Below are 13578 nucleotides of genomic sequence, written 5' to 3' on the forward strand. Positions count from 1 at the left end.
TCAGATTTGAAGAGGAAAGAATAAAGGTGTGATTCCTTGCGCACAGTATCGACATTGCCGTACTTAGTCTCGAAGTCTGGCTACACCATTATTCTGTTTTTTTGATTCATTCCAAAGATATGAGTCTCTGACTTGTGCTAATTATGCTGCAGTCTTCAAACTGCTTGTAATTTACCCATTATACCTTACCATTAAATGGGCGACCTGGCAGTCCTTCATGTTCAACTCATTAGCCTCCTTTTCTAAAGTAAGAAATCCCCCTAGCCCCCTTTTATCGCGATCGATATGAGTAGGGAAAATAGCCAAACCTGAACCTCAATCATTACTTTCAGATAGCCATTATTTTAAATTCTTCATTCATTCATTTAAATTCCCCAGTGTTAGAAATACTTTTCGAAGACGAATACCTCATTGCCATAAATAAGCCTTCTGGCTTACTTGTTCACAGAACATCCATTGCTGCAGAGGAGACTGTTTTTGCTTTGCAGATGCTACGCGATCAGATTGGTCAGCACGTATCGCCTGTGCATCGTCTGGACAGGCCTACGAGCGGTGTTTTACTTTTCTCCAAGAAGGAAGAAATCCTGCCTTTGCTAAAAGAGCAATTTGCCGATCGGTCCGTTCAGAAAACCTATCTAGCGATTGTGCGTGGGATTCCTGAAGTTAAATCAGCGATGATTGATCATCCTTTGAAAAGTGAGAGATCCGGAAGAATGCAGGAGTCGCAAACCTCTTATCAGGTTTTGGCCGAGGCAGAAATTCCATTTGATACCACAGGGAGATACCCAACCAGCCGCTATAGTTTGCTGGAATTGAAACCAGAAACCGGCCGAACTCATCAGATCAGAAGACATTTAGCTCATTTGAGGCATTATATATTGGGAGACAAAAAACATGGAGATAACAAACAAAACCAATTTTTCGAGAAGCAATTCGGAATGGAGAACTTGCTTTTGCATGCAAGAAAACTTGAGTTTAGGCATCCTATCTCCTCCGAAAACATCTCAGTATTGGCCCAACTTCCCCCTCATTTCCAAAAGACAATAATTGATCTGGGCTGGTCAGAACTTCAATTGAAGGAATAAAGCCCATCTTTTCCCAAAAATGGATTAGTTTAGAATACACATTTTATAAACCCTATGAAATCGAGCCTGATTCAAGCAACACAGGAAAGATTATTATCCGTTATGCGAGATTCCTTGTCCGACTGGCATCAGCTGGGCGGGCATGTGTCCGATAAAAATCAAATTATAAATCACATGAAAAAATCACTTTTAGGCCTTGGCCTCTTATTGTCTGTGACTTTTGTAGCTGAAGCTCAAAAGAAGAAAATTGACAAGAAATTCGATGAAAAAGGAGCGATTTCTGAACTGACCTACCTTGCTTCTGATGAGTTAAAAGGTAGAGATCCTGCAGCTCCAGAAATGGCCCTTGCCTATGATTTCATAGCAAACCAACTAGAAGCTGCTGGTGCAAAACCAGTTCCTGGAACTGATGGCTATTTTCAAAATATCCCTTTCCATCTTTCGTCCCCTCCTTCCAAAGGTAAAGTTACCATGGGTGATTCCACCTTCAGCCAGGGCGTAAACTTACTTGTGCTGGATGGAGAATCGCTGAGCGGAACTTATGAATTGGTGGATGTAGGATTTGGTACTCCGGCTGATTTTGAAGGAAAAGATCTAACTGGTAAAATAGCGGTGAGTAGCGTGGGTGCTCCAGACAAGATGGGACCTGCTGATTTATTCTCTCTGGGTAGCGAAAAAACTGCAAATGCCAAAAAGCAAGGTGCAGTAGCTTTAATCGAGCGATTTAATATCCCATCAATTCCATGGCCTTTGATCGTCAATTACCTGAACCGTGCTCAAATGGGCATTGACAATGGTGAGTCAAGCAAATTACCTTACATCTGGGTGAAAGATCTCTCGAATGTATTGCCAAAGGAAATAGCTACTGGAAAAGCTAAATCGGCAGTTTTGGAGATAGAAGGAAAAACAAACAAGCTAATTGAAGGTAAAAATGTAGTTGCTTGGATTGAAGGAACAGACAAGACTCTGAAAAATGAGTTTGTGATGCTTTCTGCACACTATGATCACGTAGGAATAGGAACTCCTGATGCCAACGGCGATTCTATTTACAATGGTACCCGTGATAATGCTGTAGGAACTGTAGCCGTCATGAATGCTGCCAAGTTTTTTGCTAAAAACCCACCAAAAAGATCCGTGTTGCTAGCACTTTGGACTGCTGAGGAAAAAGGACTACTAGGCAGTAGATACTTTGCTGAAAACCCTTTGATCCCCCTAAATCAGATCATTTACAACCTCAACATCGACGGAGCTGGTTATAATGACACTTCAGTTATCACGGTGATCGGTTTGGGAAGAACAACCGGTGATGATTTAGTGATTGAAGCTGTGGAAGACTTTGGTTTGAAAGCTTTGGCTGATCCAGCTCCTGAGCAAGGACTTTACGATAGATCTGATAATGTGAACTTCGCCAAAGAAGGAATTCCTGCTCCTACCTTCAGTCTTGGCTTTACAGCATTTGATGATGAGATCAACAAATACTATCACAAAGCGGGTGACCACGTGGACTCCATGAATTTAGATTATGTGACCCTTTATTGGAAATCATTTATCCTAGCAGCTCAGAATATCGCTAATACAGCTAACCAACCTATGTGGGTTGCTGGTGATAAGTATGAGGAAGCTGGTAAAGCACTTTACGGGGATAAGTAGTAAATATTGTAAGTAAAAAGTAAGAGGTAGTAAGTGGAATCATTGATGGGATTTCACTTACTACCTCTTTTGTATTTGTTGAAAACTGGAACTGTTAATTCTTTAAATATATCAGACCATGGCCAGGGCGTTATTTCAATTGCAGAAAATACAAATAGTCTTCATATCGTAATCCTATCCGATCACTTTCAATATAAAACCCTTCGCTGGGTGCAGAATCTTGCAGCTTTGGAAGCGCGTAAGATTTTATATAATTTGTGGTTTCGAGGTCGTAGATATCCAAAACCGCTTGTTCAGGATATTCTTTTTCACCTACATTGGAAATCACGAATAATTTTGGGCCGTATAAGAATGCGTCTGCTATTAACTCAGGAGCATTGTCTAGCATTACTCCCCCTCCTAATTCAAGAACTTTGGGATTCTCAAATTCATAGCGATAAGAGCCTACTTTAAGTTCACCGCTTACTGTATTGAAAACAAACCAATGATCAGCAAAGTAGGATGTGTGGACTACGTATTTCCCTTCCTGAAGTAGCTTTCCCTCATATATCATTCCTGAATTTTCTTCATCGAATAATACATTTATATTTTCGATAGATTCTGATTCTAACCTGTTTAGATCATAGTATGAAAAACCGAGCTTAGAACCAGGCAAACTCGCTATCGTGAGTAATAAAGACTCACTAATTGCCACTCCTCTTTCTACAGGAGTCATGAATTTGTGATACAGGTAAACCGAATCAGAAAAACCCTGAACTTTATACGCGTGCTTCTGCGCATCAAAAATCCTGATTTTGTCTGAACCTAGTGGTTGAAAGTTCCTCACCATTAGATTTTCGGCTGGACCTTCTCCCCTTGCCCCTAGACTATCAATAATCTTGAAGTTGGTATCATGCTTCAAAATGCTTTTGGAGTAATAATCATAGGAATAGTAATTACCATTCTCATACATTATCCTCCTAAGAGGCAAATCAAGCTCGATACTGTCGATAATTGACATATCCGAAAATGTTCTTTCTGCTGAATCTCCGGAAGGTTTACAAGAAAATATAAAGGATATCAGTAATAGAAAAATGCCTGATACTAGATTAAAGAATTTCATTAAGATTGTTAAATGATAGTTGATTTAAAGAAACATCAAATTACGGATCCTATTTTATGATCAACCATTACATTTTAGAATTTTCGAGACATCAAGTCTAAATATTTTCCAATAAATATAATCATTGATAACTTTTTGGTCGTTTGAAAACTCTCCTATTGAAAGTTTGAAATCTCCGAAGTCAACAATTGTTGGATTTATAGATTCAATTATCCCATAACAATTATATGCTGTTTTATTTTCAGCTTGTTCAAATTTACATTCTTTGCTCTTGTTTTCACTGAAAACTGTTTCCCATTCTAGTGAATATTCTAAAGCAAAAAATTCAACAATGTATTCTTGCCCGATTTCTAAATCTATGCCCCAAAAATTTGCATATATATAATGACCTCTATAATTCCGAAATGTTACGATTCCTTCGAATTTATCTGCTTTTTCTATTTCAAAAACGAAAAGTTTATTCATAGTTGGAATTTCAAAATTGCAAATAACTACCCAAAAATCACCCAAACAACATCCCTGCAATCGTAGCAGTCATCAGACAAGCAAGTGAAGCAGCTAGTAAGGATCTAAGTCCTAATCGGCTTAAGTTTCCTTGTTGGTTCGGAGCGATTATGCTGATGCCACCCAATTGAATTGCTATAGAGCTAAAGTTAGAAAATCCACAAAGCGCATAAGTAGCGATCACAATGGACTTGGGACTTAGACTTCCCAGTTCCTTCATTTCCGAAAGGCTCAAATAGGCTACAAATTCGTTGATCACAGTTTTCTGCCCCAGCAAACTACCCACTTGCAATGTGTCCACCCAATCTACACCAATCACCCAAGCAAATACCCGGAAGACCTGGCCAAAAAGATATTCCAAAGAGAAACCTTGAAACTGACCTCCCGTGCTGTTTACTACAAATTCATTTAAGCCTGTTATATCTCCTAAGATTCCCATCAAGAGGTAATTAACCGCAGCAATCACCGCTATAAATGCCAAGAGCATCGCTCCTACATTCAGTGCTAGTTTAAGTCCTTCAGAAGCACCTATTGACATGGCATCAATCAAGTTGACCCCCATCGCTTCTTCGTTTACTTCGAGCTTATCTTGCACCCGTTCTTTTTCCACTTCAGGGATAAACATCTTCGACATCACTATTGCCGCAGGGGCATTCATTATACTAGCACCGAGTAGATAGGCTGCAAATCTACTTTGCTCCTCTGGACTATCTCCACCGAGAAAAGCCACATAACCAGCCAACACTCCACCCGCTATGGTTGCCATTCCACCAGTCATCAAGCACATCAATTCAGATTTACTCATTTGTGGAATGAAAGGACGAACAAGTAAAGGCGCTTCTGTTTGTCCCAAAAATATATTTCCTGCAGCAGATAAACTTTCTGGCCCAGAAAGTCTCATTGTTCTGGCCATCACCCAGGCGATCCCGAACACTACTTTTTGCAAAACTCCCAAATAGTATAATCCAGCTGATACAGTAGAGAAAAAGATGATCGTTGGAAGCACTTGGAATGCGAAAATGAAACCATAGCTATCTCCTGCTAGATCTCCAAAAATAAATGAGGCACCATCACGGCTGAAGCTTAGAAACTTCACAAAGCCCCGGCTAACCATCGCAAAGCCACTTTCCACTATAGGTACTTGGGTGATTAAAAAGCCAAATACTAGCTGCAACAAAATGCCTATACCAACTAATCTCCAGTCTATTCTTTTCTTATTGCTTGAAAAAATAAAAGCCACCAAAACGATGACGGCCAGACCAAAAACTCCTCTTAAGTAATCCATTCAATAATTAGTGCATAATAAGGCCTAAAAATAAGGAACACTTGTTCAGAAAACAATTATGAATTAAGTGGTTGGGGATGAATATTGACAGTTCGAGTTAGAAAAGTGATCTGTAATCAGTCCCAGTTTGGACTTTGATTCTGGTCATTCTGATAAATGCGCTGTTGCGGTTATTTCAATTGAAGAGTCCAGGTGATGGAGAATCAGGGTAACTTCATCCATTACTATTTGTCCCTAAAGTAGTTTACGATGATTTCGCTCTTTCAGAGCTTTGATTTTATTCCAACACTTCTTACCCAGTCCTACGAACTGGGCTATGGTATTTAGGGCTTTCAGCCATCCTGTTTTTGCGTAATTATTGATTGAAACTTGTTTGAGGATCCAATCTTTTTATGTGGTATGTGACGGAAAAAAGGTTAACCACATAGAATCATAGATTTTAATAGCTTAGAATGTGGCAAGGCATCATCCCAATGAAGATCCAGTAACTTTGTTTTCTTTGTTCCTTTTGTGGTAGAGTATTTTGAACCACAAAAGGAACAAAGGGCATAATGCTTTCGAATGAGAATTAATCCGAAATGAGAACATTTCTATGTTTTCCTATGTGTCTATGTGGTGAAAAAAATAACCACATAGACACATAGATTTTCATAGAGCTGAAATTGATAAGGCATTAACAGGCATTTTCTTTGTTGCCTTTATGACTTTTTCGGTAGAGATTTTTGAACTACAAAAGAACCAAAGGACATAAAACTCACTCAGCCTAGATTTTCGATCATTGTAGACCAACGTACATCTTGGTTCAAGTCTCCAGACTTGGACCCACTCTCAATGCAGTCTCCTGACTGCAACGATTTCCAAGGCACAAGCCTAAATGTTTACATAAAAATCTTTCAGAGAAATTGAATTCTTTAAACGGAGATGAAGAAGTAATTAGTGGCCAATGCATGTGCTTAGAAAGCTACATTAAACAAATCTATATGCCTTAGTGAGACACTCACACTGGGTTCTGGAAGTCTGAAGACTTCATTTATTCAAGTCCAAGTCATGAGACTTGAACTAAAGTCATAAAAAAAGCCCAAGATAGTCTCGGGCCTTAAATTGTATTAATTTCTTTTATTGATTTCATCGCGAATTCGAGCTGCTCGCTCATAATCTTCATTATTTATCGCTTTGTCAAGCATCTGATTGAGCTTGTCTAAACTGAAATCCTTCAAAGAAGGCTCTTTTTTAGTAGTGAATTTTTGTGATGAAGGAGCTGGATCTTTTTTATCGTCCTTCTTTTCTACTTCATAATGCTCCACTGCCCCTTCTGACATGGCCTTCTCAGTACAGTAGACCGGACTTCCAAATCGTATCGCTATCGCTATCGCATCAGAAGGTCTCGCATCCACATCAGATTCGGTATGATCACTTTTACACTGAATTTTAGCGTAATAGACTCCTTCCTTCATATCGGTAATTACAATTCTTTCGATGTCAAAATTGAACCCAGAGGCAAATGACTTAAACAAATCATGTGTCATGGGACGATTAGGGACTATCTTTTCGATCTCCAAAGCTATCGCCTGAGCTTCAAACATACCGATCACAATCGGCAAACGTCTAGCTCCACCAACTTCCCCTAACACCAAGGTAAATGACCCTGACTGGGAATGGTTGGACGAAAGTCCTAAAATCTCGAGTTCTATGAGTTTTTCCACAAAAATTTATAATTCAGCTTTAAATGCTTCGTTCAATTTGGGTACAACCTCAAATGCATCTCCTACGATTCCGTAATCTGCAGCTTTGAAAAAAGGCGCATCTGGGTCTTTATTGATGACCACGATGCACTTTGAAGAGTTGACTCCTGCAAGATGTTGAATAGCTCCTGAAATTCCTATCGCTATGTATAAAGTTGGCGCGACTTTTATACCGGTTTGACCCACGTGCTCATGATGAGGTCTCCATCCAAGGTCAGAAACTGGCTTAGAACATGCAGTAGCAGCTCCTAATATTTTCGCCATTTCTTCTACCATACCCCAGTTTTCGGGACCTTTCAAGCCTCGACCACCTGACACGACGATATCAGCTTCTGGAAGCAAGACATCTCCAGTTGCACGCTCGGTAGAAGTGATTTTAGAAGCAAAATCGGTATCATCCAGCGCTACATCGAACTTTTCCACTTGCGCATCAGCACCATCAAGTTTCAAATCAATTGCATTCTTCTTGATTGCAAGGATTTTATTATCAGTAGTTACTGTAGTTTCTGCGAAAGCCTTTCCTGTATAAATGCTTCTCTTCACGATATATGCACCATCAGTCTTTGGCAACTCTACTACGTTGGAAACCAACCCTGCCTGAAGTTTGATCGCAAGTCTAGCAGCAACGGCATCTCCTAAAGAAGATTTCGCTAACACCAAGGTCTTTGCTCCGATTTGATTGAAAGCTTGAGCTACTGCCGAAGCATGTGCTTGGATCACACCTGCATCCAGTTTGCTGTCTGCACCGTGAAGTACTTTTGCAGCACCAGCTTTCCCTATTGCAGCTAATTCTTCGGCACCGATGGTACCAAGAGCTACTGCAACCACATCGCCCTCTCCAGTTTGTCCCGCTAAAGCATTTGCAAAAGAGACTGCCTCAAGACTGGTCTTTTTCACCTTTCCCTCGGCTTGTTCTATATATACTAAAATTGACATAATATCTTAATTTTTAATAAGTTATTGGGTTTGGATTAAAGAACCTTTGCTTCGTTTTTCAAAAGCCTCACTAGCTCCGCTACATTGTCTTTATCCACTAATTTCACAGCTCCTTTAGCTGGAGGAAGTTCATACTTGCTCGCTTCAGCTTGAGTTTCCTGAGAAACTGGTTCTACTACAGTCAGCGGCTTAGTTCTCGCAGACATGATTCCACGCATATTTGGAATTTTCCATTCTGCAATCGGCTCCTGGCATCCAGCAATCAGCGGAAGACTTGCTTCTAGCATTTCCTTGCCACCTTCGATTTCTCTAGACATTTTCACAGAAGATCCATCTACATCTAGTTTCATCACTGGAGAAAATGAAGGAATTCCCAACAACTCTCCTACCATGCCATGAACCATTCCGCCATTGAAATCAATAGATTCTCTACCCATCAAAATCAAATCATAAGCTCCTTCTTTGGCGTAATGTGCAATCTGCTGCGAAACGAAATAAGAATCCTTCGGTGCAGAATTCACTCGGATAGCCTCATCAGCTCCAATTGCCAAAGCTTTTCTTAAGGTCGGATCAGAATCCGCTTCTCCTACATTCAAAACAGTTAACTTTCCACTCGCTTGATCTCTCAATTCAACAGCACGAGCCAAGGCATAATCATCGTAAGGACCAATAATATATTGAACTCCAGTAGAATCAAACTTGGTATTGTCGGCTGTAAACTGAATCTTGGAGGTAGTATCGGGTACGTGGGTGATACAAACAAGAATCTTCATTGGTTTAGAATTAGATTAGGTTAGATTTATTTATCGTGAAAATAACAGTAAGCACTTAATTAAAAAAACTATTGATGAGCAATCTGGACAGGATACAGGTACTAAGACAATTTACCGAAGAAGAACCAGGAAACCCTTTCAACTGGTATGCCTTGGCTATAGAGTTCCGAGAAACGGATCAAGAAGAGGCATATACACTCTTTGCAAAGTTACTGGCTGAACATCCATCTTACTTGGCTACCTACTTTCCAGCCGCTCATTTATACGCAGAAATGGGGGAAATAGAGCAATCCAAGGTGATTTTTGAAAATGGTATAGCTCTGGCTCGTACCGAAAAGAATTCCAAAGCTCTGCAGGAATTACAAAATGCTTATCAGAATTTTCTCTTTGAAAATGACTTGGATTGAGACTACTCAATTCTGCTAAAAAGTACTAAAATCATCTAAATAGTAAGCAATACTTAAATTGTTATTCTTAGTTTTATATGACCTATATCAAATAATTTAATCCCATTTCCCAATGATCACCCAAATAGAAATGTTGGCTCATTTTCTTCCTCTTCTGGAAACTAGCGGCAAACGCTATAAAAAGAAATCTATGGTGCGCGCCAAAAAAGCACAAGCGGGACTAGTGGTAGTGACAAAGACTTCTGATGGAGATGAGACGAAAAATACTGCCGAGACAGGAGATTGGTTGGTCGAAAATCAGACAAGCACAAATGAACTCTATCTAGTGAAAGCAGAAACTTTCAAGAAGAAATATTCATTAGTCCAATCACTGGAGCAAGGCTGGGGTTGCTATCAACCAAAGGGTGAAATTTCCGGTCTTATAGTTGGTAAAGATCATTTAGAAGCTTTTGGAGCAACAAGCGTTATGGAGTTTCAGGCTCCTTGGAAGGATACTATGATCGTCAAGCCCGGCGATATGCTGGTCGTTCCTCCGGAAAAGGATGAAATCTATCGAATTGCAATAAAAGAGTTTGGCGAAACTTACGTGGAGATTTAAACCAGATTAAGGAACCAACACAATTTTGCCAGTCTGCTTGCCATCACGCATTCTATCAAAGGCCATTTCAGCCTGATCAAATTTGAAAACCTGATCTATAATAGGCTGTATTTTCTTTTCACAGACAAGAGCAACCATATTCTTAAAGTCCAGATCAGAACCCATCGTGGTACCCATGATTTTCAACTGATTCCAGAATATTTTTCTCGCTTCTATTTTACTAGGGTTTCCAAGTGTCGCCCCGTAGCAAACAATTTTCCCTCCAGGTTTTGCTACTTGAATCAGATGGTTTAAGGTATCACCCACTGCACCATCTATGATCAAATCAAAACCGTTTGTATCGTCTACAGCTTTTGTTATCCAGTTATGATCTAGATAGTTAAAGGTATTTGACACACCCATAGCTTTAGCACGTGCCAACTTCTCTGGGCTACTGCTACTTGTGGATACATTGGCACCAAGAGCCATTCCAAATTGCACAGCAAATTGGGCTACTCCACCGCCAAATCCAGTAACTAAGAGATTTTCTCCTTCCTGAATATCGCCCTGATAAGTAAGTGCCCGAAATGCTGTCAAACCAGCTAGAGGCAATGCTCCAGCCTCTTCCCAGCTCATATGAGTAGGCTTATCGTGAAGTCTATCCACTGGAACAATGACAGATTCCGCTAAAGTGCCATTTCTTGGCATTCCTAGAATCTCAAAAGAAGCACTTTGCACTTTTTGGTTTTCACCCCAGTTCAGTGCTGGGTTGATAATCACTTCTTTTTGTAGCCAATCATAAGCAACGCCCTCTCCTATTTCCGTGACAATACCTGCTCCGTCAGAACCCAGAACTACACCGTTTTGAATATTTGGATACAGACCTTTTCTACACCATTCATCACGGTGATTTAAAGCCGCAGCTTTGATCAATACTCTTACTTCGCCTGGAAGAAGAGTTCGAGTCTGTACTTCAGTCAAAAGTAATTTCGACTCCTCTCTACTATCTAATGTGATTGCTCTCATTTCTAAAATTTAAAAAGCGTCTTCTGAATTATTTCTATTCAATAAATCATCTCCATCATCGCTGTTGGCTTTACTCTGTAGCTTGATCGTATTACCCGAATCAAACTCAGATACTCCGCTAGATTGGGCAGCGAATGTTGGTCGGTAAACAGCATTTCCACCTTGTGGATCTTGCATATTGCCAAAGCCATCCAAATCCTGAAACTTAGTATATCTACCGATGAAGCGGAGCTTCACATTATCCAATGATCCATTTCTATGCTTGGCGATGATCACTTCACCCACTCCTTGAGTAGAATTGCCATCTTCATCTTCCGTGATTCCATAATATTCAGGACGGTAAAGGAACATTACCATATCGGCATCCTGCTCGATGGCTCCTGATTCCCTCAAATCCGAAAGCTGTGGTCGCTTATCTCCTCCTCTGGTCTCTACTGCTCGGGAAAGCTGCGAAAGTGCAATTACCGGCACCTCCAGTTCCTTTGCGATTTTCTTCAGCGCTCGGGAAATACTCGCAATTTCCTGCTCTCGGTTTCCTCCTCCTCCATTTTTGGAGTCACCAGACATCAGCTGCAAGTAATCAATTACGATCATCTGAATATCGTGCTGCGCCTTAAGTTTTCTACATTTTGCCCGAAGCTCCAGGATAGAAAGTGCAGGTGTGTCATCTACGAATAGTGGTGCTTTTGAGAGTTTGGCAGTCTTGTGAACCAGCTGTGCCCACTCATGCTCCGCAAGAGTACCTTTCTTGATTTTCTCAGAATCCAGTTCTGCTTCCGAGGAAATCAGACGATTGACCAACTGAATTGAGGACATCTCCAAAGAGAAAATGGCTACTGGACGATTGTGATCAACTGCCGCATTTCTTAATACAGAAAGTACGAAAGCTGTTTTCCCCATTGCAGGACGTGCTGCAATGATGACCAAATCTGATTTTTGCCAACCTGCCGTCACACGATCCAAGGCTGTCAATCCAGAAGGAACACCAGTCAGTCCATCTTTTTGGCCCTTTCTAGCTTCCAGTTCAATGATCGCCTCCCGCATGATGGACTTCATGTCAGAGTAATTTTTTCGGATATTCTTTTCAGATATCTCAAAAAGGTTCTGCTCCATTTTATCCAACAACTCGAATACGTCTGTCGTCTCCTCGTAAGCATCTCTCTGAATGTCTGAAGCAATTCTAATCATCTCACGCTTGATGGATTGCTCAGTAATAATCCGCGCATGATATTCAATATTGGCAGCTGAAGCTACTTTAGAAGTAAGTTCAGTAACATTAAACGCGCCGCCAGCAATCTCCAAAGTTCCGCTTTTGCGTAGCTGCGAAGTCACCGTTAGCAAATCTATCGGTTGACTTTCAGTAAAAAGATCAAGGATAGCCTGAAAAATCACTTGATGCGAATCCTTATAAAAGCTTTCAACCTTCAGAATGTCGATCACATTCGTCAGCGCATCCTTCTCCAGCATCAATGCACCAAGCACAGCTTCCTCAAGATCAATAGCTTGAGGCGGTACTTTACCTAGCATATTAGTGTTTTGGTGAGTTGGCTTATTACGGGTGATACGGGGATTGTTACTTTTTTCGGACATAGAACAAATGTATTGTGAAAAAGGCAAGAGTTTTAAACAACTTTTGCCAAAGTTATCAACAGTGAGAAGGACTCAATAATCAAGCCCTAAAAGCAAAACTATTTATAATAAACACCATTCCTGTACCCACGGAACATGCTGCAAAGCATAGCCCAGGAAAAGTGCCACAGCATCTCAGAAAGCGGGATATTAAGTATTTTGAAGCCCAAAATAGGCTTGTCCAACATACCATATTGATCCCAAAAATGAGGAAAGAGTAGGTTGAAATTGATGTAATAAATAACCAATGAAATCGCCAGTGTAGCGAAAGCTGAGATAATAGATAGCCCAATTAAATCAGGTCTTTGTATCCAGATATAAACAGATAACAAGAAGAATGTCAGGAAGGTAACGTAGCCCGAATGAAAGCCAAGTACAACACTAAAAAAGGTCAAACTTCCACATCCAAGCAGGAATATGAAGAAGAAATCGCGATTTTTGGCAACCATGTGTTTGTCAAAATCAATCTCTTTTTTGGAAAAAGAAGAATGGATATATCCTCCAACACCAAATAAAGCAAAGCCAATGATATAATCTTCTATTCCTACAATCCCTTCACCGAATAGAGTTGGCGGGCGCCAATAATCTCGGAAATACCAGAACTCTGCCACCATCCCCATTATTCCGCCCACAGCGCCTACTTTTATCATTCCACTTTTCCAGGGATTTTTGATAAAAATCACAGTCCAAGCAATCATGTACATCAATGCTAAACTGAGGTAAGCGTATTTATCTGGAATCATTCTTTTGGCTTTGGCTCGAAAATAGGCAAATTGTACCACTCAGAAAAAATGTTTTGATTTAGAATTGCTAGTCTCCTGAGCACCCGATTATTATTTTTAAGTTTGAATCAGAATTCCAA

13 protein-coding genes are annotated in these 13578 nt (G+C 40.3%); 4 read left to right on the top strand and 9 right to left on the bottom strand.

From position 1 onward, the window contains the following. Nucleotides 1-359 precede the first annotated feature (359 nt). Together ESV85_RS10145 and ESV85_RS10150 are read left to right on the top strand one after the other, a co-directional pair. A complete protein-coding gene (locus ESV85_RS10145) occupies nt 360-1085 on the top strand; it encodes a pseudouridine synthase (protein ID WP_146917180.1) in 726 nt (241 codons plus the stop codon). Nucleotides 1086-1259: 174 nt separating this feature from the next. Further along, nucleotides 1260-2735 carry a M28 family peptidase gene (locus ESV85_RS10150; protein ID WP_146917182.1) on the top strand — a complete coding sequence of 492 codons (1476 nt, stop codon included), beginning with the start codon at nt 1260-1262 and terminating at the stop codon, nt 2733-2735. 130 nt (nt 2736-2865) lie between these two features. On the opposite strand, the gene ESV85_RS10155 is transcribed toward ESV85_RS10150, so the two are convergent. From ESV85_RS10155 to ESV85_RS10180, 6 genes are all read right to left on the bottom strand, one after another. Continuing rightward, nucleotides 2866-3735 carry a hypothetical protein gene (locus ESV85_RS10155; protein WP_146917185.1) on the bottom strand — a complete coding sequence of 290 codons (870 nt, stop codon included), beginning with the start codon at nt 3733-3735 and terminating at the stop codon, nt 2866-2868. A 162-nt stretch (nt 3736-3897) separates the two neighbouring features. Then, nucleotides 3898-4302, bottom strand: coding sequence for a hypothetical protein (locus tag ESV85_RS10160; RefSeq protein WP_146917186.1), 405 nt, complete (start codon nt 4300-4302; stop codon nt 3898-3900). Nucleotides 4303-4339: 37 nt separating this feature from the next. After that, nucleotides 4340-5626, bottom strand: coding sequence for a NupC/NupG family nucleoside CNT transporter (locus ESV85_RS10165; protein WP_146917188.1), 1287 nt, complete (start codon nt 5624-5626; stop codon nt 4340-4342). A gap of 1106 nt (nt 5627-6732) precedes the next feature. Then, nucleotides 6733-7329, bottom strand: coding sequence for a bifunctional nuclease family protein (locus ESV85_RS10170; protein ID WP_146917191.1), 597 nt, complete (start codon nt 7327-7329; stop codon nt 6733-6735). A gap of 6 nt (nt 7330-7335) precedes the next feature. After that, entirely contained in the window at nt 7336-8304 is a 969-nt protein-coding gene (locus tag ESV85_RS10175) for an electron transfer flavoprotein subunit alpha/FixB family protein (protein ID WP_146917194.1), read from the bottom strand. 35 nt (nt 8305-8339) lie between these two features. Next, complete coding sequence (locus ESV85_RS10180; RefSeq protein ID WP_146917195.1) at nt 8340-9077, bottom strand: electron transfer flavoprotein subunit beta/FixA family protein; 738 nt, start codon at nt 9075-9077, stop codon at nt 8340-8342. Nucleotides 9078-9151: 74 nt separating this feature from the next. Between ESV85_RS10180 and ESV85_RS10185 the strand changes: the two genes are divergently transcribed. Beyond that, complete coding sequence (locus tag ESV85_RS10185; RefSeq protein WP_146917198.1) at nt 9152-9484, top strand: tetratricopeptide repeat protein; 333 nt, start codon at nt 9152-9154, stop codon at nt 9482-9484. A gap of 112 nt (nt 9485-9596) precedes the next feature. Continuing rightward, entirely contained in the window at nt 9597-10082 is a 486-nt protein-coding gene (locus tag ESV85_RS10190; RefSeq protein ID WP_146917200.1) for a hypothetical protein, read from the top strand. 6 nt (nt 10083-10088) lie between these two features. Here the strand turns inward: ESV85_RS10190 and ESV85_RS10195 are convergent, their stop codons facing one another. The 3 genes from ESV85_RS10195 to ESV85_RS10205 all read right to left on the bottom strand — a co-directional run bounded on the left by ESV85_RS10195 (nt 10089) and on the right by ESV85_RS10205 (nt 13459). Continuing rightward, nucleotides 10089-11087 (bottom strand): zinc-binding alcohol dehydrogenase family protein, encoded by a 999-nt coding sequence (locus ESV85_RS10195; RefSeq protein WP_146917203.1) that lies wholly within the window; start codon nt 11085-11087, stop codon nt 10089-10091. A 9-nt stretch (nt 11088-11096) separates the two neighbouring features. After that, nucleotides 11097-12677 (bottom strand): replicative DNA helicase, encoded by a 1581-nt coding sequence (dnaB, locus tag ESV85_RS10200; RefSeq protein WP_146917206.1) that lies wholly within the window; start codon nt 12675-12677, stop codon nt 11097-11099. A 98-nt stretch (nt 12678-12775) separates the two neighbouring features. Continuing rightward, nucleotides 12776-13459, bottom strand: a complete 684-nt coding sequence (locus tag ESV85_RS10205; protein ID WP_146917207.1) for a lycopene cyclase domain-containing protein — start codon at nt 13457-13459, stop codon at nt 12776-12778. Between the last annotated feature and the right edge of the window lie 119 nt (nt 13460-13578).

It is taken from the genome of Algoriphagus aquimarinus (assembly GCF_007997215.1).
In the GTDB taxonomy this organism is placed as follows: domain Bacteria; phylum Bacteroidota; class Bacteroidia; order Cytophagales; family Cyclobacteriaceae; genus Algoriphagus; species Algoriphagus aquimarinus_A.